At 56.0% G+C, this 23,165-nt stretch carries 8 protein-coding genes and 1 pseudogene; 8 read left to right on the forward strand and 1 reads right to left on the reverse strand.

Annotated elements, in window-relative coordinates; translation table 11 throughout:
* The first annotated feature begins 1,204 nt into the window (after nucleotides 1-1,204).
* The 3 genes from RE6C_RS23995 (at nucleotide 1,205) to RE6C_RS24005 (ending at nucleotide 19,635) form a co-directional block, all read left to right on the forward strand.
* The gene (locus RE6C_RS23995) at nucleotides 1,205-14,878 is read left to right on the forward strand and encodes a dockerin type I domain-containing protein (protein WP_236618478.1); all 13,674 of its coding nucleotides are present in this window, start codon (nucleotides 1,205-1,207) and stop codon (nucleotides 14,876-14,878) included.
* 121 nt (nucleotides 14,879-14,999) lie between these two features.
* Complete coding sequence (locus RE6C_RS24000) at nucleotides 15,000-15,635, forward strand: ECF-type sigma factor (protein ID WP_008660773.1); 636 nt, start codon at nucleotides 15,000-15,002, stop codon at nucleotides 15,633-15,635.
* Nucleotides 15,619-19,635 carry a protein kinase domain-containing protein gene (locus RE6C_RS24005; RefSeq protein WP_008660774.1) on the forward strand — a complete coding sequence of 1,339 codons (4,017 nt, stop codon included), beginning with the start codon at nucleotides 15,619-15,621 and terminating at the stop codon, nucleotides 19,633-19,635. Before RE6C_RS24000 ends, RE6C_RS24005 begins: the two co-directional genes overlap by 17 nt.
* Nucleotides 19,636-19,720: 85 nt before the next feature.
* Here the strand turns inward: RE6C_RS24005 and RE6C_RS33630 are convergent.
* Nucleotides 19,721-19,798: pseudogene (locus RE6C_RS33630) on the reverse strand (hypothetical protein); the annotation flags it as partial.
* A gap of 228 nt (nucleotides 19,799-20,026) precedes the next feature.
* Between RE6C_RS33630 and RE6C_RS24010 the strand changes: the two are divergent.
* From RE6C_RS24010 to RE6C_RS24030, 5 genes are all read left to right on the forward strand, one after another.
* Nucleotides 20,027-20,407, forward strand: a complete 381-nt coding sequence (locus RE6C_RS24010; RefSeq protein ID WP_236618479.1) for a hypothetical protein — start codon at nucleotides 20,027-20,029, stop codon at nucleotides 20,405-20,407.
* A 3-nt stretch (nucleotides 20,408-20,410) separates the two neighbouring features.
* On the forward strand, nucleotides 20,411-20,731 hold the full coding sequence (locus RE6C_RS33075; protein WP_236618480.1) for a hypothetical protein: 321 nt from the start codon (nucleotides 20,411-20,413) through the stop codon (nucleotides 20,729-20,731).
* Between the two features lie 117 nt (nucleotides 20,732-20,848).
* Nucleotides 20,849-21,283, forward strand: a complete 435-nt coding sequence (locus tag RE6C_RS24020) for a VOC family protein (protein WP_236618481.1) — start codon at nucleotides 20,849-20,851, stop codon at nucleotides 21,281-21,283.
* Nucleotides 21,284-21,393: 110 nt separating this feature from the next.
* On the forward strand, nucleotides 21,394-21,906 hold the full coding sequence (locus RE6C_RS24025; protein ID WP_008660779.1) for a hypothetical protein: 513 nt from the start codon (nucleotides 21,394-21,396) through the stop codon (nucleotides 21,904-21,906).
* A 73-nt stretch (nucleotides 21,907-21,979) separates the two neighbouring features.
* Entirely contained in the window at nucleotides 21,980-23,005 is a 1,026-nt protein-coding gene (locus RE6C_RS24030) for a tetratricopeptide repeat protein (protein WP_008660781.1), read from the forward strand.
* Nucleotides 23,006-23,165 lie beyond the last annotated feature (160 nt).

Raw genomic sequence — 23,165 nt, forward strand, 5'->3', positions numbered from 1 at the left:
CGCCGATGCGATCGAAAGGGTCGGCACGCGTCATCGACCTCACCCTGTCCCCACCGATTGACTCGTCATCGGCAGCGCGGGTTGTTCGCGACGTGTTTTCGCAAGCCTTCCGTCATGGCCGCGCGTGTCAGCCGGGCAACGGTTTCGTGCGATGGCGTAGTGCTGCATTCCCTGACTGCCGTGCCGTGTGATTGCGCCCGAGTCGGGTCCATGCCGAACGACAGAAAAGAAGCCAGGCGTATTTGCTCTTCTCGAAGAATACAACAGAGAAGCCTGACGAGTTTGCTCTTCCCTCACATCACCGAGGCCGCGGTATGACGAAACTCTTCATATCGGGCCAGACGGACAAGGAAAATCAAGCTCGCGCATCGGCGGCTGCGTTGTCGACAGATTGTGGGTGCACCTTACGGTTCGCAGCCTAACAGCCTGTTGATTTAGTCGTATACCGAGTGACAACAATTGGCCGATGGGCGTTAGCCCCGGTTGGCGTCTGACTAACCGCCGCTAACGCGGTGCGGCTCATTAAATCAACAGCCCGCTAAGGCTCGTTGGAGGGTGATGGTTGGATGACGAATTCACACGAATGTCGACAGCCAAAGCTGGACACCGCCAATGAAACGGCGAGGCGTTGAGAGTTCAATCGCAGCAGCGTGCTGAGACTCTGGGCGTCCGCAGCAATGAATGGTTGGCTGCCTTTTGGAATCCTCGTTTGATGGGCAAATGGATGCCGCAAAGAATCGTTGACACAAGACTCTCGTCAAAGGATTTGCAAGAACGCGACGCTGCATAGAAATGCTCGGAAAACGGACGCTGTCGCCGCATCGAACGAGCCAAATTGAAATTCATCTCGGTTTGTTCAAATTGAAGACACGCAGAACCAGGAACAGCCTCATTTATCTCAATCTTTCGCTTCGAAGCGAAAACTCGAAAGTTTTTGGCGGTCGTGGAGAACGGGTTGCCACATAACATAGATACACTGCTTCAGATCGATTTCCAATTGTTGGTTGCTCGATTTGCTCCGTCAGGAACCCTTTTCTTCCGAGCTGTCCCGATGCCTTCTGAAAGACCGCAAAGAGCTTGTTTCTCAAGCAATCAGAGAAGCAATACAAAGACGGCGCGGATCCGGAGCGCAGGCGAACGGCGATCAGGTGCCGAACGTCGATCTCTGCGTTCGTTGCGAGTCGAATCACTGGAAACCCGGCGGATGCTCGCCGCGACGCTCAATTATCCCGGACAGGACGTCGAATTGCAGCGAACGGGCGAATTGCTGCGCATTGTCGAGTCGTCGAACAACTCGAGTGTGCTGGATGAGCTGAACATTTCCATGATCGACGACGATCGGCTTGAAATCAACGCGGCAGCGTTTCGCGTCGATAGCGATGTGAACCTCGCTGGCAATGATCTGCTGGTCTCGGCGGAGTCAATCTTCGTCGTCAATGGTGGCTTGCTCGGCGCGGATGAAGTCGTCTTGTCGGCTTCCAAACAACCCGATTTGGTCGGCGATGTTCTCAGCGACGCGGTGCTGCGTGGATTGATTGCGACGGAGTCGCAGACGATCGAGGTTCGCAACTCAAGAATCGACGCCAACCAAATCACGGTGTCCGCAAACGGTATCACTTCGACGGGATGGGATGAGCTCGGTGCCCATCAAGACGGGATCGCGGGTGAGCTGATCACCCAGCTCGAAGCAATCCCTCAAATCGGACTCAGCCCGGTCAATCCGCTTCCGGGGCAAACCTCGGTGAGCCCGCTTTCGGGCCAAGCGAAAATCCACAACGCGTCCGCTGGTATCACGCTTTCCGATGCTGTGCTGACCAGCACCGGCGCGATTGACATCAACGCGACCGCGGAGGCGGATTCGTCATTGAATTCGATTGCCGTCACCGGTTTCAACGCCAGCGGTCTGCCAGCGACGGTGTCGGTCGGTTTCAGCCACTCGACTTCTTCGGCGACGATTGACGTTTCGGGGACGACCCAAATTGACGCTGGCGGCTTGGTGAACATCGCAACCGATGCGACCAGCACCGCAATCAATGTGGCTCGCAACGAAGCCAACTCTCGAGCACGATCACAGGATGCAGCGAAGGTCAAAACAGCGATCAATCTGTCGATGGCGTTCACCAACGAAACGTCGACCATTGACGTCGGACGCGATACCACGATCTCGTCCGGTGCCGGCGTCAACATCAACGCGACCGGTGACGTGGTCAACGATGTGAAAGCAACCACGGCGGTGTTCAACGACGGTACCGTCGGTTTCTCGGCGGCGGTGGGAGTGGACAATGCGGAGGTGCGATCACGGGTTGATGGGACAATCGAGTCGACCGCAGCAACGGGATCGGTCGTTGAGTTTACCGGTCTGGATATTTTCTCCGGTTCGGATCACTTGTTACTCAAGAACATCCCGGCGGCCAATCCGATCCAAGCGGGTGATCGTTTGACTTATCGCGGCGAGTTGCCGATGCCGGGTTTAGTCGACGGCGAGGTTTACTATGCGCGGGAAGTGAGTCTGCGTTCGCAATCTGGCGACACGATCGAGCAAATCGTTCGCCTGACTCGGGCTCAAGGGATCGACTTGGACACGACTAGCGTCGACCCTGATGCGGTTCACTCGCTGACGAAGCTGGACGTGCTGACTTTCGACGCCAGTGACGTCAGTACGGCTTCCAACGGTGATGGGGAGATCAAAATGACGCTGCCCGAGGGAGTTAGCAGCTTGGTCTATCTCGGTCCCGAGGCGGAAGACGATGACAGCGATTTGCCAGCCGGGATCATCGGTCTGCTTCAAAACCAACGCTACGAAGCCGTCCAGCAGGGAAATCAAATCAAGCTGCGTCTGCCTGGCGAAACCACGTTCGTTGATTTTTCGTTACCGACTGGAACCACGGGCACGCATGGATTCCGCTACGACGCATCGGTGCTTTCGTTTAACCCCAAGGACGAAATTGATGTTGAAGGCGACTTCATCACGTTACCCGCGGACCATGGTTTGCAAACGGGCGACTTTTTGTTGTACGCGACCGATCCGACCCGATCCGTCACGCGGGAGATGTATGCGTTTGATTCATCTCGAGTTCAGGTTGGCAGTCTCGGCACCACCACGATTCCCGATGCACCTGTCGACGGATTGGATACCCATCACGGTTATTACGCCGTGGTCGATCCGTTGTATCCCAATCAGTTGAAATTGACCGGATCACTTGCCGACGCCTTGGCCGCCGAAGTGGTCGACATCAGCAACCGGCCCGATACAGATCACACATTGACTCGCGAAACCGGGGGCGGTGGCATCAATATCACCGCATCGCTGACGGCGACAAATCAAGCCGAAGCTGGCGTGAGTTTGACGCAAGGCGAACAACCGTGGAGTGCGGTCTTGAGCGGTGTGGCGATGGGACGAATCGAGAACATCGGATCGGCGGGATTAGGCTTCTTTGAATCCCTTCGCAACAGCATTCAAGGCAACGGCGTGTCCGAAGCAATCGACTTGACCGATGTCGAGTCCGGTGCGACGACCGAGTCTGGCAGCAACCAACAGGGCGGCATCGACGCGGCGGGTTCGTTCGTCGTTTCCGTTTTTGATCACGACGTTCACGCCATCATCGGCGCGACCGCGGAACTCACATCCGAATCGACGATCAGGTTGGATGCCGACATTGTTCAGCGAACACGATTGGGCGCGATCGGCGAGTCGACTCGCAACGCACTCAACGAAGAAAACGAAAATACCAAGGAGTTCGCCGTCAGCGCCGGTTACGGTCGATTCCAAAACGAAGCCCTGGCGATTGTTGAAGACAGTTTCGTCGATTCCGAGGGCACGACCCAGCAAGCGGTACTGGATGCTCGCCGGTTGGTCAGCGTGGATGCCGACGTTGTCTACCCGTTTTGGGGTGCCACCGATGACGGGGTCAACGCGGCCGTCACGGTGGAGCAATTCGGCCTGGGTAGTTTTCAGTCGTTGCTCGATGGCACGCACGGGTTGGCCGGGCTGGTCAATGTGTATGCAAGAACGCTAGCCGACGGTGGCGACGATTCGCTGTCGTTGGCACTCGGCTTGATGATCACCAACACGACCAACAACGTCGTCGCTCGCGTTGGCGAGGGTGCACAGATTCAAACCGACGACGTACTGCCGAGTGGTAACCAAGCCGTCCACGTCAACGCAAACCTCGACACGTTCAGCGTCGGTGCGGGTCAAATGTCGGCGATCAACCTGAGTGTGCCGGGGTTCGCCGAAGCCTTCAACCGCGCCGGCAAGCGGAATGACGGCGGCGTGCAAGACTTTTTGAAAGACATCGCTGACCCTCTCGGCGTATCGGGCAAGAACGCGGCTGGCGGAACGATGTTGTTGACGCTGGGCGATCACACAACCGTCGCCGAGATCGCGGATTCCGCCGAAATTGGCCGTGACGCGTGGACCGACAACGCGATCGAAGTGACAGCGATATCGGATATTTACGATTTGGCGTTAGTGCAAACAGGGACCGCTTCATCGCAATTCGGTTTCTCCGCTGCCATCGCCGCATCAAATATCAAAACCGACACGCGAGCGAGTGTCGGTGATGGGGCGAGCTTGCCCGGTGGCGATTTGACAATCACGGCGAAAGATATCTTGGATCGCGTCAACATTCTGGGCGCGTTCTTAAAGGGCAAACAAATCGGTGTGGGCACCTCGATCGGCGTCAACGTGATCGATCAAAACGTGGCCGCGTTCATTGGTCGATCCAATCCAAAAGCAAGCGATCGCAAGGGCAGCAATGTCGACCTGTTGTCGATTGACGTCGACGCGACCGCCGATGGCGATGTGCTGTCTTGGGTCATTAGCGGTGGGCTTCAAGGCGTGGGCAGTCCGGCGGCGAAAGCGGATGCAAAACAGTTGGGTCCGGTTTCGCTGAACGTCCCCGTCGCAATCAATGACGTAGCCAGCGCGTCGCTGGCCTACGTTGATTCGATTGACGGTGACGCTGCGTCGGTCAGCGTCAACGCGACTTCCGACATTGAGGTAGACGCCGTCGTGATCGGAGCTTCGATCTCGGTGCAGGCTGGCGGCGGAGCGAACGCGGGAAAATTGAACTTGGCCGGTGCTGGTGCGGTTGGTGTGAATACGGTGGTCGCTAACGTCGCCACCGGGTTGGCTAACAGCGATTTGAATACGAATGAATTGACCGTTCAGGCCAATGACAACTCGGTCGTCAGTGTCGACGCCGGTGGGGTCGCGATCACGCCGTCGTTGTCATCGCAAACCCGCGCAGCATTGTCGTTTGGTGTCAGCGTGGCGATCAACGATGTCAGTGGAGCAGTCTCGGCGTCCCTGAGTGGTTCGGAATTGTTCTCCACCGATGGTGACTATCTTATCGCGGCTGAATCTAATTCCCAAACATCGGCGCTCGCGATCGCGGGTGCCGCCTCCGCGACGACCGGCAACGGATCCTTCGGTGGCGCGGGTGCGGCAACCCAAAACGCGGTCGCAAAACAGACTCTCGCCACGGTGGACGGCGACGTCGAAATACTAGACGGTTCTTTGACGGTCAACGCGATCGACACCAGCGACATTGTTGCCGATGCGGGCGGCGTCGGCATCGGAGTCACAGCAGGGCCGGGTGCCAGCATCGCGGGCGCGGTGGGGATTAGCATGGCGTTCAATGACATTGCTAACGTGGTCGACGCGAGATTGACTGGTGCCGACATCAAGGCTAGCGGACCAATCGTCGTCCAAGCCAAGACGGACGCGGCATCGATCAAAGCTCTGACCGTCGCCGCCTCTGCCGGTGTGGCGGGCAGTGCCGGCATCGCCGCATCGTTGGCTGGTGCGGGGGCTGGTTCAGGAAATCATGTGGCCAATCAAGTCAATGCTGCGATTATCAGCAGCTTTGTCGATTCGTCATTCAATGGCACCGACGAAGTGACCGACGGCATCACCGTCGCTGCCGAAGACAACACCTCGATTATCGCCGATTCGATCGGTGCTGCGCTCGCGGCCAGCCTGAGCGGAACGACCGCGGTCTCTGTCGCCGTGGGCATCTCGGTTTCCGAGAACGTGATCGCGAACCAGACTTCGGCAACCGTTGTCGAAAGCTTCCTTTTTAACTCGGACGCCGACGTTTCGATTCAAGCCAACCAGTTGGCCACGATCGAAGCCCGTTCCATCGCCGCTTCGCTGGGCGTAGCCGGCGGCAACGTCGGGGTTGGCGTCAGCGGCGCGGGTGCATCATCGACCAATACCATTAGCAATCAAACGTTCGCCATCGTCCACAGCAGCACGATCGACGCAGTTGGCAACGTCAACGTGCTAGCGACCGATGAGACAAATATCACCGCTTCGATCCTTGCGGCGTCGGTTGCCGTGGCTGGTGGAGCGACCGGGGTCGCGGCGAGTTTCGGTTTTGCGACCGCCGACAACCGGTTCGGCGATGCGACGACGTATTCCGATGACCCAATGGCCGATCGCGCCGACGGTTCCGCACGAGTGGTGGCTATCGTCAACCGCAGCCAGGTCGAAAGCGACGGTGATGTGAACGTGCGTTCGGACGCCACCGGCACCATCACGTCCACTGTCTTGGCGGCCAGCACTGCAGCGGCGGCGGGCAGCATTGGTGCCTCGGTTGCGGGTTCCGGTGCGACCTCGACCAACGTCATCGAAGTCGAACAAATCGCCGCGATCACCGATACCGTGGGACGAGGTATCGACGCGGGTGGAAGAGTCGTCGTCAGAGCCACCAATGAGTTGGCACCGGTCGCGTTGGTTGAGGCGGCGACGCTGGCTATAGCGGCGGGCAGCTACGCCGGTGGTGTCTCGGTCGCCGTCAGTGACGCTCGGTCGCGGCAAAAAAGCAAACTGCAACCCATCGTCCGCCGCTCAAGCGTGAATACGGGATCATTCTTGCGAATCGAAGCGTACAACCGCGGTGATGCGACCGCCCGTGCTCACGCCGGTGCCGTCGCGATCGCCGCTTCTCCGGCTGGTCTGGCGATTGCTGGAGGTGGTGCGACGGCGGAGAGTGAATTGACAACCATCGTTGACATGGATCTTTCGGATAGCTCGATCACTGGCGGTGGTCTTGTTTTTGAGACCTTCAGCAACGGAACCGCTGATGCCCAAACCGAAGCGATCGCGATTGCCGCGGGATTGATCGGCATCGGGGCAAGTGGATCGACAGCAACCAGCATCGCCAGTCCCGTCGTGACGGCAACGATCGCTGACAGCGATTTGAACGTAGCCGATGTCACGCTCTTAATCGGCGAGTACACCAATGCCATCGCCAATGCGGCGGGTTTGACGATCAGCACCGGCCTGGCGGTCGGCGTGTCCCAAGCGTCAACGCAGACGGACGGTCAAGTGTCGCTATTGATCGACAATCCAAACAACCAATTCGTTGCCGACTCGTTCTTTGCGTGGGCTATCTCAGGAGGCTCGGCCGCAGGAGGGACCGAAGCAAGCGAAGCGACTGCCCAGGGTTCCGCAGGAGGGTTTCTCATCGGCGTCGACGCGACCATCACGTCAATGACGTCGGGCCGTTTGGCGGATGCACACATCGCCAACGGGACTCGGATGGATGTTGCCGGTAATTTTAATCTGTTTGCAGGCTCTAACGCGCAGCAAGACGCTCGGTCGCTGAGCGTGGGAAGTGGTTTGGTTGCCGCTGGTGTGACCACATCCACTGTCAGCAACGAATCAAAGTCGCGTCTCCGAATTGGATCCGATGTCGAATTGTCCGCCGGGCGAATGGCGTTGCGGGCAGAAGCGGAGGATATCGGACACGCCCACACCGTCGCCGGTGCCGTCGGTGGCGTCAGCGGTGCTGTTGCGATTCCCACCCGAAATATCGACACCGAGGCCACGATCACCATCGGCGACGGAAGCAACCTGAACGTCGAAGATCTGTTGGTGCGGTCGGTGACCGATTCCCACTTCGACGCGACGCTGTTGGCCGCCGCGGGTGGCTTACTTTCCGGTGGTGGTGGATCGCTTACCAACAATGTCGACGTCAACTCGCAAATCGAAATCGGCGACGTAACGATCATGGCTGAATCCGCGACGATTACGGCCACCAACCAAGTCGAAAAGTCAAACGATCAACTGCTGGGAACCGTGGACGCCACGACCGGTGGATTGATCGCGGGCGTGGGCTCGGTCAGTACCACGAACTTGACTCTGCGAGGTGGAGTCACAATCGCGGGTGATTTCAGCATCGACAACGTGGACAAAAACAATGTGAACATTGCCGCGCGGAACGAAATCAACGCGATCGAACAAACCACGCTACGCAGCGGAGGAATTGCCGCCGGCGGCAACAACACCTCGACAATTCGCACGTTAGTCGATGACGCGATCGTGACCTTCACCGAAGACGCCAGCTTGCAGACGACCGGCGGCGTGGATGTCTACGCCGGTGGTGGCGGTGAAATCGAAATTCAATCGAACTCAGAAACCTTTGGCGGTGCGACGGTCACCGCTGGCGTCGCCACGATTGACATTACGCCTCGCAATCGCATCACGCTGAGTACCGGTTCGGAAATCATTGCACAACGTGATGTGAACTTGTCCGCCGGAACGGACACGCGATTCAACCAAGACGAATACAACATTCGTTCGCGAGTCGATTCGTTCGCGGGCAGCTTGATCCCGATCGACCTGATGGACGCCACCGCAACATTTACGCAAGACAATCGGATCACCATTGATTCCGGCGCAGCGGTTCGCAGCGGCGGAGATTTGCGGATGCACGCCGAAGCATTCGGCGACAACAACGTCATCGCGCAGGTCAAAGCGGTGAACTGGACCACGGGCGTCGCCGGCGCGATTGATGGTTTGCTTGGTGCAGGTGGTGTCGAACAATTCGGCGGGACGGCGGACATCAACACGACGGGTGTCGTTACCGTCAACGGGACGGCCGAAACCGGCATCGTTCGCACACGTATTTTAGAGATCACCGATGTGCTCCGTTCCGCTCCCGGTCTCGATGACGATGGCGATCCTTTGCCGGAAACCACCGACTTGTTCACGGTCGTGTTGGCCGACCGGTCCACGGGCGATGTCACGTTTGAAAAACGATTGCTCCCTGTCAATTCGGCGCTGGACCTCGCACTCGAACAAGCTGAAACGCAGTTGAACTTGTACAGCGACAACGGGACGCTGCGCAATTTCTACCAGGGAGAAGTCAACCGATTGCGGGACGAACTTGCCGAGCAGAACCTGGTCGAAACACTGACCGATTCCAGCGGCAATACGCGACTACAACGCATCGTTCGCAATGCCTTGACATTGGAAATTGATCCGGTGTTCGCCAAGGCCGGTCGAATTGATGTTCGATCAGGATCGTTTGGTCAGAACGGAACTTTGATCGCACCGGGTGACGCACGCGTCGAGATCATCAATCAAACGCCGACGAATCTGGTTTTGGAAGGCATCGAAGTCACGCAGGACTCCGGCGGCGTGTTCTTCAACGGCCAACAGGTCGGTGGTGGCGAAGGTGGGGATACCGAAAAAGAGATCATCGTCGACAATCGCTTTATCGTCGAGACCGGTTCGGTTCACACGTGGCCCAACATCACCGTAGCCGCGTCTGAGCCTGGTCGCGCTGGCGGCATCACCAACCTGGGCGGCGACATCCTGCTTCGCACACTTCCCACCGGTGCGGGCAGCATCATCATCAACGCGCCGGTTAACGGACGGACCCAGCAAATCATCGCCGGTAACAGCGGCACCGTCGTGATCAATTTGCCGGAACTGGGCAGCATCTACGAAAACAATGTCGAGCACGCTCAACTGACCGACTTTTTGAAGAACGATCCGGTTCACGGCAACGGTACTTTCAACGGCATTGTTCCAGTTGAGACCACCCGTAATAACTCCAGATACTCCGCGTACCTGAATCAAACGCCCGACACGCCAAGCTTGATTGGCTCGTCGATCTTCGTTTCGGCCCAATACATCAACGTCAATGGTTTGATTCAAAGCGGCAAAGCGGAATACAAACTCACCATCACCGATGCCACCGCAGATGAAATCACAGCACTTCGCCAAGACAACGCGCTCTCTGGGTTGGTCACGTTGACGACCGTCGATTCCAGTGATCTGCTCGCTCGCTACGACGTCGACCGCGATCGGATCGTCGTCGAAGAACAAAGTGTCAGCGGCGGCTTTGTCGATTTAACCGGCCACATCACTAACACTCGCAACGGGGAAATCCGAGTGCTCAGCGATTACGCCAAGATTCACATCGACAACCAGACCGACATCGACATCGAAGTCAAACGGTTGGACGTTTCGCGCCGCGGCGAGGGGACTGTCATCATCAAGGACCTAAGCGGAGCAAGCCGCGAGAACCCCAATGCCTCGATCTATCAACGTGAAGGCGATGTCATTCTGGCCAACACGTCTGACGGCGTTGAAACTCACGCCAACGGATCTAGCTTTGATTATCAACCGCAAAACGGCCTGCGTTACGGATGGACCATCGCCGAAGAAGAACTCGATCGCACCACGAAGGTCACCGCTACTTCGGCGTGGCTGGGGCTCGACTTCATCGCGCCGGATCCCGACGACGTGATCGACGAATCAACGCAGAAGGTTGGATTCCCGGAAATCACCGATGCAGGGCCTTTTTTCTACACCAGCACGGGCAACAACCGCCGTTACGACTACAGCTCGCGCACCTTCACCATCAGCAATCGCGAATACACCTGTTGTGGTCGCACGGAAACGAACTGGATCGGAACCAAGACGTATTACAATACGTTCATTACGGTAACCGGAACACGGACGCTGCACACCCACACCGTCGAAGCCGACCGACCGATCGGCATTCACTTCGAAGGTCAATCCGAAGGCGAAATCCTGATCGAATCGGACGGCAACGTATTCATCGCGGGTGCCCTAATCAACCCGGGCGGCACGACGACAATTCGCAGTGATGCGTCGGTCTTCCAAGAAGGCATCGACGGCGTCGTTGGTGGAGCAGAGATCCGAATCGACAACGGTGGTGGGGTTGGTTCATCCGATGATCCGCTGCGAACCAACCTGAACGAAGTCGTCCCGTTTGATTTGCGATCTGACCGCGTTGCCCAAGTCGACGGCGTCGAACAGGTTCCGACGGTGACCAGAATCTACGAAGGCACACGGGTGCTTTTTGTAGGCGGCCCACCGGAGCGGGGCGAAGTGGGAGCGGTCTACCAATTCCTGAGCGACGTTGATGATTTGGACCTTAGCGTTGTCGACTACACCGACACGGTAAATTGGCAGCTTGTCGAACTGTTCCCCAGCCTTGGCATCCTCACGACTGACGGAAACGTGTTTGTGCATGAGATCATCGGTGATCTGCCGATAGAGAGAATCCTTGCCAATCGCGACGGCACTGACATAGCCGACGGCGATGTCACCCTGATAGCCGACGGCAGTATCGTTCAAGGACGTGATTCGCGCGACGTTTACCATCGAGGTTGGGTCGACGGAAATTCCATCAACCTGACTTCGCTTCGCGGCAGCGTTGGCAGTCTTGATGCGGACAGTGGCGGTGAGAACCGCCCTCTACCCGTCGATGCCGGTTTCTTCAATGAGATCAAGAATCCCGAACATCGCGTAACCGCCACGGCCGCCGGCGACGTGTACCTGGAGCACTTCACCAGCGCCATCGTCGATTCAATCACGGCCGGTGGCGATGTGCAGATCGACTTCAATGGTTCTGGAACACTCATCGACGGTAACCTCAACGACATTCGCGATGATCGGGCGATCGAAGACGTCATCGTCAGCGTTTGGGACGACTTGCAGCTAACCGAAGGCCGTGGATCGACCGCCAAACGCAACGAACGCATCGATGCGCTCACGTCATCGCAAACTCAGTCTTACAACGCTTATTGGGACTTCCGCGAAACGCAAAACGACTCTTCGGTTTACGATCCCGACCATCGTGTCACGCTGAGCGATCCAGAGCGTGAATTCTACGAAAATGATGCGGACACGATCGCGACGATCGAAAACAGTCGAACGACACAGTACCACGAACTTCACGCGACTTGGGGGCCGCTCGGTGATTCGCGTGACGACGACTACATCCACACACCGACGGAAGGCGAACTTGCCGAGATCGACTCAACCATGAAGGTTTGGACCGAAGACGAATTGCGGAATCTCCGCAGCGTTGAATTTCTGAATGTGACTGATACCGAATTTGTCATCGAAGAACCCAATATCGTCGGTCACACGATTACTTTGAATGTGAACGATGGGATCGGTCGCTACGACAACGGTTCGACGGTGGATTTGCGAGAAGTCGATGGAACGCCACCGGTCATCACGCTTGACCAACAAGCTCTGATCACCGCGGCCGAACCCGGCGACATCGTTTACCTGCAACGGGCTCCCGACGAAGTCGTCGCATCACTCTCAAATTCTGCGATCCCGAACAGCACGATTATCTTCGTACCACGTACCGGTGAAGCGGCAACCTGGGCTGAACTTGGCTACAACGTCGGTGACCGCATCTTTTTGGAAACAAACACGCGCGACACCACCGACGAAGGCTTTTTCTTTCCAATTGCCAGCCTCGACGGGGTCGTGATGACGCTGGACCTGTCTGGATACGAGTTCGATAGTCTGCAACCCGATGCGGCTCGCCCAATTCGGATCGCACCTGTTTTCGAAGGAGCCGATACCAGTGAAGCACCATTCTTGCGTGTGCAACGTCGAGAAGACATTGACGTCACGGCAACCGATCGGATCATCGCCTTGTCAGGCCGTCACGTATATCTGGGCTCGGAAGTGGACGTTCCGATCGAACTTATCAGCGCAATCAACGACATTCAAATCAAGGCAACCGGTTCGCTGTTAAACGTCGCCCCGACACCGACGGGTAGCAACTTGATCGGCAGTCGCATGGTGCTTGAATCTGCCGAAGGAGTCATCGGGACGCTGGCGAGACCCTTGCAGATCCAGATGGACACGGAAGGCAGCCTGATCGCTCGAGCCGAAAGCGAAGTCGCCATCACTGAAAACAGTGGCGGCCACGACTTTCGAATCGACCAAGTGTTCTCGCGAACGTCGACGATTCAGCTTGAGACCTTCAATGCTCTCCTCGATGCCAACGACAACGACATCGAAAATCTGCGAGCCGCCACGATCATGCTGCGAGCCCAAGGCGGGATCGGCACTGCGGCCAATCCGTTCGATATCAACATGATCGACGACGGTAGTTTGACCGCGACCAGCAGTTTCGATATCCACGTCATCGAAGTCGCGGGCAACTTGGGCGTCCGTCATGTCCTGTCAAATCGCGGCGACGTGTTTTTGTCGGCTGATGTGTCCATCCTGGATGTGATCGACGTGGCTGATCCTTACGACCCCAATTCAGCCGACGCGACCAATTCGATCGCATCTTTACCCGTCGCCGATGTCATCGGGCGCAACGTTTCCTTGACGGCCAACCTGGGCTTCATCGGCAGTGCCGGAAACGAACTGGACATCGACAGCGACTACAACCCGGTCGCCGGCGAACTCGCAACGCTGACCACCAACAGCGACCAAAACACTTTCATCAACGAGGTCGCTGGAGACCTATCTTTGGCATCGGTAATCACCGATCAACAAACCGCGTTCATCGCTGCGATAGGAGGCAGCATCTTGCCAGCAATGTCAGGTGTTGAGAGCATTCGATCGGGCAAGGTTTGGTTGTTTGCACGCAACGACATCGGCCAGTCGAACAATCCCTTCATCGCGTCAGTCGACAATGTCGAAGGCGTCGCCACCACCGGGAGTGTCTATTTGATCGCAAGTGGCGATCTCACGATCGGTGGTGTGGTCAATCCACCGAGCTCGGCCGAAGGCGAAGGCACGGGCGGGCCTTCCGTCCCCACACGCGACCGAGGCTCCAGCGGCTTCGAAGCCGGCGACAGGCTTTCCCTACGATCGACGCGAACGCTAACGATTGCGGAGGGTTTACAAGCCGAATCCGCGTTGTCTTTACGCGGCGATCAGGCGCTGGACATTCCCGCCGGCGTGTCCGTGCGAACGCCCGACCTATTGCAATTCCATTCAAGTGCGCTGACGGTTTTCGGAACTCTTTCCGCATCGGAAATTCGGGTTCTTGGAACCAATGGCGATGACACGATCGAGTTCCTACCCGAATCCTCGTCTGTTCCGTTTCGCGTCGATGCCGGTGCGGGGGACAACACCATCGTCGGTGTTACGCTGCTCGATGAAGTCGTTTCGGCACCTGTGTCGGGTGGATCGACGACTCGTCAAACCGTGACCACAAAGGAAAACGTTTCACAGACACCCTTGAACCGGTTTGTCGATCTCTTCGATACCACGCCGATCATCATCATGAGCGATGATCGGTTTGAATTTGTAGATGGCGTTCTGCTGTTGAAGCCGGATGGCTTTCTTCAACATCCGCAGGACAATGAGCTGGAACTCACGATCACTTTTCAAGACGCCACCGATTCAAATCTGTCCGCGACTCAAGTTGTCACGATCCTGACGGAGGTCAACGAAAATATCTGGACCAATATTGACTTCACCGAAGATGTCAATCGCAACGGCGAAGCGAGCGCGCTGGACGCACTCGTCATCATCAATCAACTGAACCGTCAGGAGGATTCGTCCCTTCCGTTGTTCCGCCGATTTGACAGTGACGATCCGTTCTACGATGTCACCGGAGACGGGAAGATCACCGCGTTGGACGCTTTGCGGGTAATCAATTATCTCAATCGCCAAACGCCGGTGTCAGGTGAACCAGAGGCTGTTTCGCGGGCGTTCTTTGCTGAAGCGGAGCCGGAATTCATGGCAGATTTTGCATCATCTACCTTTTGGGAAGAGGATGAGCTGGATGCCGAGATCGACTTGATTGCGGGCGATTTGACTCGCCCGGGATTGTTCTAACACGATGTCAATGCCGGCACGAAAGCCACGTTGGAAAACGCAGCGCCCACAAATCTCCGCGGCCGCTATACTGGGGGGGAACTCATCCGGAACCGTTCCTCGCCGCGAGTCTTTGCTGGACATGTCTCTCGCATCTGACGACCCCATCTCTCTTTGTTTGCGCGCCGTCGAAGCCGGTGATGAAGACGCGACCACGCGGTTGTGGGAAACTTGCTTTCCACGGCTGCTGAGTTACTCGCGTCAACGACTCCCCAGTCATTTGCGGCGGGTGTTGGATGAAGAAGACGTCGCCTTGAGCGCCTTCAAGAGCTTCTGCCGCGGCGCGCAGCGTGGTTCCCTTGGCGACATCAATGGTCGCGATTCTCTTTGGAAACTGTTGTTTTGCATCGCTTCCCGCAAAGCGAGATCTTACGTTCGCGAGCAGAATGCGGCAAAACGAGGTGGCGGAAAAGTCAGCGGCGAATCGGTGTTTGAACATCCGGACAGCAGAATGGTTGCGGGTCACGGGATCGAGAATATCGCCTCGTCCGATCAAGGTCCCGATGCGTTGGCAGTCTTTTCCGCCGATTGCCGGCGCCTTTTTGACGCGTTGGAAGACGACGTTCTGGAATTGATCGCCATGCTGCGAATCGAAGGTTACACATGCGAGGAAATCGCCGAGCGGACGGACATGTCCAAACGCACGGTCGAACGACGCCTCACCCTGATCCGTGAAATTTGGAAAGCGGAAGGGGCGATGGATGGAACCGAATGCTGATGAACTCGCCGTTCCGGATTTGGTTTCTCACTACGTCATCAAAGAACGTTTGGCGTGTGGGGCGTTCGGTGTTGTTCACTTGGCATTGGATCAACGAGACGGCTCGTCGGTTGCCGTCAAGTTTGCCTTGCTCGATCTGGACATTGTCGACAACCTTCGATTCGAGGACGAAGCCAAACTCCTTTCGCAACTGAATCATCCAGGAATCGTCCGCTTCATCGACGCTGGCACAAGCGGTCGCTTTCATTATCTGGTTTCCGCTTTCGTGCCGGGCGAGACACTGGAAAGTTGGCTCCAGGTCAATCAACCAACGCCGGCTCAATCAGTCGACATCGCGATTGAATTAGCATCAGCACTGGCTCACACTCATGCGCATCGTGTGGTTCATCGTGATCTGAAGCCCCAAAACATCATTATGCGTGACAATTGCCATCCGGTGATTGTTGATTTCGACTTGGCGATTCATGATCTGATTGGTTCTACGGCCAAACGACGGCGAGGGGTGGTGGCGGGGACGCTGAGTTATATGTCGCCTGAGCAGGTGATGGGTCAAGGTCATCGCATCGACGGACGCACGGATATTTATTCGCTGGGAGTCATTCTTTATCAGATGTTGACCGGGCACTTACCGTTTCGCTCACGCGATGCGGAAGAGCTAAGACAGCAAATTCGACAGGATGACCCGCAGCCTCCACGTCAACTTGTGGGTGGAGTTCCCCCGATCCTGGAGCGTGTCTGTCTGAAGGCGATGGCAAAGGACTTCGCGGATCGGTATGCCACCGCCGATGACCTCGCATCCGACTTGGGCTATGCGAGTCGTCAACTTTCAGCGGGCGGAACTTTGGCAAACGAATCGATGCTTTCCCCGTTGGAAGTTCCCGCAGCAACGACGACGGATCAAATAGCGAATCGACGAAAGCCGACAAATCGATCGAGTATGCAGTGGCAGATCACGCTGGTAAATCTGGAATGCGATCTGTTCGTGTCACCGTCCGCGCAAACTTATCTCAATCTGGACCAGCAGAGCGAGATGCACGAACAATTCATGCAGTTTTGCGAAGAGATTGTCACCGCCCAGCATGGACGATTGGTCGGTCGCACGCATCTGGGGGGACTGTTTAGTTTTGGATTCCCGATCGCCGGTGACATTTGTTTGCGACGCGGTGTTCGAACTGCGATCGAATTTCAAGAGAAGTTCGCACCCTTTGCCGCGCGTTGGCAACGGACGACTGGCGTGAGCGTGTCGGCCACGGCGGTGGTGCATCGTGATCGAGCAGTCGTGGTCAATTCTGCGGATCATGCAAATAGCGACCAATTCGAAGTCAATGGACGTTTGCGGTATCTGGTTTCGGAAATGGCTCGCGTCGCACCACCAGGCCAAGTGGTATTGAGCGATGCCGGACGCCACGGCATCGAGAGCGTGTTCCAAACAAAGCCAATCAGATCGATCTCACTCAGCGAATCCGAGAAATTGACTCTGCATCGAGTATGCAGCCACAGCGACGTCGGCCCCATGGATTGGGCAATGCTGCGTGGTCAGATCACGCCCTTGGTCGGACGCAACGATGAAATGGACGGTTTGAGCCGGCGATGGCACCAAACGATTCGCGGCAAGCAAAACGCCGTGATGATTTCCGGTGAACCTGGAATTGGAAAATCGCGTTTGGTTCAGTGGTTGTGCCAATCGGTTTGCGATCAAGGGAACTACCTCGACCAAAAAGTTCGAGAACAGCGTGAATCGCCGGTGATGTTCATCCGGTCCGATGCCTACTATCAACAAAGTAGTCTGCACGGCGTCATCGAGTGTCTGCGACGAAGAATCGGAATCAACGACGGCATTCCCGGCATTAAACAACTCAGTCGTCTCGTTCGTTATTTAGACGATCTTGGCATCGAAGGTGACCAGGAAGTGGCGTTGATGGCATCGTTGCTTTCCATCTCGCTGGCCGGATGTTATCCCGCTTTAAATCTTTCTCCCTCAGCAAAAAAAGAAGCCACCTTTCAATTGCTGATCCATTGGTTGCAAGCGACCGCAGAGCAGCATCCGGTTCTGATGGTCGTGGAGGATCTGCACTGGTGCGATCCATCGACCTTGGAACTGCTAGGTCGCATCATCTCCGCCGAGTCGCTCGATTCGGTATTGTTGGTTATGACACACCGCCCGGAATTCGCCGACGATTGGAATCATCGGCCGGGTCTTGATCGAACAACTCTGAAACGTCTAAGTGATGCTGAAGCTGAAGAAATGTTTGCTGCCTGCATGGGCGAAAACCGATTTGATCGAAGCGAAGCGGCAATGTGGCTCGAGCGTACCGATGGCATCCCTTTATTCGTGGAGCAAATTGCGACCATGCTGGAATCAGGGCCCGTTCCGCTTGATGACGCGATTCCTCATCGTTTGCAAGACTTGCTGCTTTCTCGAATGCAACTAGGTGGTGGAATTCCCGAAGCGATTCAAAGGGCGGCTGCAGTTGGCCGCGATTTTGGTTGGGACATTGTCAAGGCGATCTGTGATTCTTCCGATGACGAACTGCTGGGTGAACTCAATACTTTGGTCGATTCCTCGTTGTTGTTTCGCCGGTCGGTTCCAGACGGTTGGCACTTCACGTTCAAGCACGCATTGATTCAAGACGCTGCCTACGAAACGATGATCGCGTCGCAAAGAAAGCTGACGCATGGACGGATTGCAAAGTACTTTTTGTCGCGAAAATCCGTCTGTCCGGCGGAAGTCGTCGCGCACCATCTTCATCGTGCCGAAGAGTGGGACCAAGCGGTGGAAAGTTGGTATGACGCGGCGCAAACCGCGACGCAAGCGGCAGCCCACCAGGAAGCGGAAAGCCATCTCGGGTTTGCACTGGAGGCACTCGGCCAAACATGCGAATCCAGCGACCGTGATCGCAAAGAGGTCGAACTGCGATGTTTATTGGGTGTTCATTTGCAAGCGATTCACGGGTACGCGGCAGCGGAAGTCTTTGAAAACTATGCTCGAGCGTTGCAAGTTTGCGAGAGAATCAACGACCCGTTGGTGACCTTTCCAATCGCTTACGGTTTGTTCCGTTACCACGTTTTGCAATCACAACTTCGTCAAGCCAGCGAGTTGGCGGAGCTTTTGCTAGAGACGGCTGACGGGACTCTGAACACCTCGATGAAATTGATGGCTCATCGCGCGGCAGGCACAACCGCGACGTACCGTGGTCAACTTTCGTCTGCTCGAATCCATCTTGAAGCCATCCTCGCCGTCGCTCCCAGCGACGAACTTCGGCAAGAGATTTCGAAGACTGATGTGGTCGATGTTTGGGTGACCGCTCGCAGCTACCTTGCCTTGACCCTGTGGTTGCAAGGTGAGACGGAACAGGCGTTCTATCAAAGCGAGCAAGCAATTTCGGAGGGCGAACAACTGCCGCATCCCATTTCGCTCATACTGCCGGTCGGATTTTCCCAATGGTTGCATCAAATGAGAGCGGATGTCGATCGAACCGAAGCGACGTGCGACCGGTCGGATCAACTCGGCAAAGACTTTGGTTTCCCATTCTGGAATGCATGGACGCTGACGCTTCGTGGCTGGATTCAATCCGCTCGGGGCGATCATGCGGGAGCACGCCAAACGATTCAAGACGGCGTGACTCAGTGGAGAGCGTCGGGGACGACCGCGGGGTGTCATTATTTCTATGCGTTGTTGGCCGAAAGTTGCCTGAAGGACGGCGACTTTGAGGCAGCGACGTTGGCTTTGGATCAGGCACAATCGTTTGCCGACGAGACGGGCGAGCGGTTCTATGAAGCCGAAATACTACGTCTTCGCGGCGAGATCGTTTTGGCGATTGATCCTAAGCAATCCCAAGTCGCTGCGGACTGGTTCCGCCGAGCAATCGCGTTCGCTGAGAAACAAGGCACCGTCGCTTTGAAACAGAGGGCTGTCGATTCGATGTCAAGTCTTCCGCATGTCGCGTCTCCTCCATCGGAACCACCGCGCGGGTTGACGAGCGAAGATGCATTCGGATGACCACCACTGAATGAATTAAGTCGAACGTTTGCCGAGAAACGCTCGGAATACTCTTTTTGCTCCAGCGGTTCTAACGCAGGCTCGTTCAAACGTATTGCAATAACAGACTGCGAAGGAGTTTGCTGCCCCGATTGTTGATCCTTTCGTGCCGATCTATCTGCCCGGATTGATACCTGTTTTAGTGCTTTGCTAGGCAGCCCAAGTTCCGTTCGAATATCACGCAACTGCCCCCCCATTTTCGATCGCTGCATTGACTACTTTGCCATCAGAACCATTTTCTTATCGTGCACGACGCATGTCGATGAGCATCAACGTTTCCGTTGACAACGATGTGCTGGAGTGGCGATATGGTTACGGTGGCGATGAATGGAGACAATCCATTCCGCTGCACATGATGCTGCCGAAGCCGATGATGTCGATCGAAAGAGAAAGGTGCTGGCGAAAGCTTGGGCTTACTATCTTCGTCCCACTTGCTGTCGCTGCCCCGGTGCAATGGCTCGAATTCAGCTCTGCCGCCACCATCGGCGCGGGGTTGGGAGCGTTTCTCACCCTTGCATATCATTATTCCCCGTGGTTCCTAGGACCGGTTGAATGGGCAACCTATGACACAACGCTGAATGGAAAGACAATTTTCCTGTTTCGCGGACGTGATGCTCCGGCCTTTGAACGATTTATCGAAAAGCTTGAAGATGCAATCGAACGTGCACGCATCGACAAATCGAACGTTAGCGAAACATCCAAAACACCCGAGTCTGCGAATTGGAATGATTGAAAAATGGAGCTCTTCCGAAATGAATGGGTGTCCCTCGCGGCTTGCCAGGCAGACGAATGTATCCTGCGACTGAATCAATACGTCGCACCAGGAGATCATGGTGCTCGCAAGCTAATTGGGTATGTGTCCGCATATTTCATCTTTGGCATTTTCATCCTGATTGCTGCGGGACTTCATTGGCTGGGATACTCGATCTACAAAGATGGGCTTCACCCGTTTCACCAAATTGACTCGGACCCTGCACCCTCCACGATCCAAGCCCCCGCCCCCACCAAGTCAGCTGCCCCAGAAACCACCTCGGTCTCCCCTGAGAATGACGATTAGACAGGAATGCGTACGAAGCGGCGTTGCAGAACAGGTTCGCTTTGAAATCCCGATGGCGTCCACAGCCAGATAGACTCTACCGATCAACTTCCAAGAATGTTCGCAGCCCCACCGATCATGAACCTCGCCGTCCTTCGGTCGCCTAACATCGACCGGGCATCCAAATTCTATTCAGAGATGGGACTGCTCTTCACGAGGCATCGTCATGGATCGGGTCCAGAGCATTACGTGTCGTGCGTGAACGGATTCATCTTCAAGATCTACCCGCTGGGCAAGCATCCGCCAACCATCGGGACTCGCATAGGATTCTCGGTTGATGACGTTGATTCGATCGTGCCCATGCTTGTCGCCATCGGCGCAGAATTGATTTTCCAACCTGCCGACAGTGAATGGGGCAGACGGGCGGTTATCAAGGATTTGGATGGGCACATTGTCGAGCTACTCACGCCGCCCAACCGTGATCGAATCGTCGCGTCGGATAAAACATCAACGGGTGTGATCACTGAAACACACTCGGATGGAATGAATGTTGGCGACGCCAATCGTGAATGAGAAAGAAGACGAATCAGTCGTTGATCTCGCGGGAGATCACATGCGCCTCCCGGAAAACTTCTACGCGACTGCCGTGAGATCGCAGTCGCTTTGCACAGGAGCTATCTTCAATGCCTAGTGGCTGGGCGTTACTGCAGCGTCAGCAGATTGAAAACCTCTCTGGTCGCAACGTCCATGATTGGCGATGCACTGAGATGGCATTTGAATCACCGGACGAGGAAAATCCGGTGTGGCGGCACGAATCGGTCGATGCGATGCAGTGTGCCGTCGTCGACTTGCTCATCGACAAAGTTTGGCAAAGGTTTCACACACTTCCTGGCGATGATCCTCACTCCAACGGCATCGTTGTTCGTGACGCACCCGGGACGCAGGAGCTCGTTGAAGCAAACACGTCAATCTATCGCAATCATCTGGACTCGCGTTTACCCCGTGGGCTGATCCAATCGATCGATACAACAGCCGACTCATACGGCGCGATCGGCTGCGTTACAATGCAAATCGGTCAGGACATAGTCTCGCTTTCTGCTGGCGAAGTGTACGAGTCTGCGGACGGCGGCTATCGGATTGCGGATTTCGATGAATCCGTCCTTGTCCGGCTCAATGGTCGACACCCAAGAGGCTAACCATCAATTGGGTGCTGGCCGAGCATCGGGGGCGTGCGAGCAAGCGAACATTTGATCGGTCTAGAATCTCAGCATGATGCCAGCGAATAAACAGCAGCACGTGAAAGTCATCGCCGAGTGCACCGAGGAACTTGAAGCATGTCCTGACGACCTCTACGCCTTGAGCTTGCGGGGATCCTCTTGGAACGAATTGAAGCAATACGAGAATGCGATTGCCGACTTCGACAAGGTTCTATGCTGGGCCCCCGACCGGGTCGATGCCCTCAACAACCGAGGGCGAGCCTACAGCGGCCAGGGGCACCACAACCTCGCGATCGCGGACTTTACAAAAGCAATTGGTCTCGCTTCCAAACAAAATGATCTACAGCATATCTATTTCAATCGTGGTCGTTCCCAACGATTGAAGGGCAACCATGAAGAGTCAATTGAAGACTTCAACGAGGCGATTCGGCGTGATCCTCAATACGCCAAGGCAATCAGGATGCGAGGCTTGGCCTGGAACGACCTCGAGCAGTTTCGCAAAGCGATTTCGGATTTCGACCTCTCGATTCGCATTGATCCAAAGTCCGCAGCCTCGTACCACGGACGTGCCTGTGCATGGGTTCGTCTTGGCAAGCTCCGAAAAGGCATCGCGGACTTCACGCGGGCAATACTCGTCGATCCGAACGATCCTGAAAATGCTGCCACCCATGCTAATCGCGGCAGAGTCTGGCGTAGGAAGGGAAGATATTGCAAAGCACTTTCGGATTATGAACGAGCCCTCGAAATTGACGATTGTTCAGCTCAGCGACTGGTCGACCTCGCTGACTTCTTGGCGACTTGCCCAAAAGGCCGTTTTCGCGACGGTTCCCGTTCACTTCAGTTGATAACCGAAGCTTGCGAGATAATGGATCACATCAGTGCTGAGCACCTCGACTGCTTGGCGTCAGCTCACGCCGCTCGGGGAAACTTTTCGTCTGCCATCTCATTCCAGAAGAAGGCATTGGCGATCGCTCCTGAGGACGATGACAGAATTAATATGCGTCGATACATTGAGTCCTACGAAGCAGGCCAACTCTGCGTCGACGAACGACCAAGATGGCTCGAGCGATGGGCATGAAGAACTCATTAACGCCGGGCAGTTCGAACGTCGGTTCTGCTGTCGGGAAGAGCGAGACCCCTTACGCTGCAAGCGTGTTGCCTGGTTAATTTGGAGGTCGTGCAGTTTTGAAGTGCCGTGCTCGCAAGGTTGAAAGCACCCTCCTGAACGCAGTTGGGGA

The sequence above is a fragment of the Rhodopirellula europaea 6C genome (assembly GCF_000338295.1).
Classification (GTDB): Bacteria; Planctomycetota; Planctomycetia; order Pirellulales; family Pirellulaceae; genus Rhodopirellula; species Rhodopirellula europaea.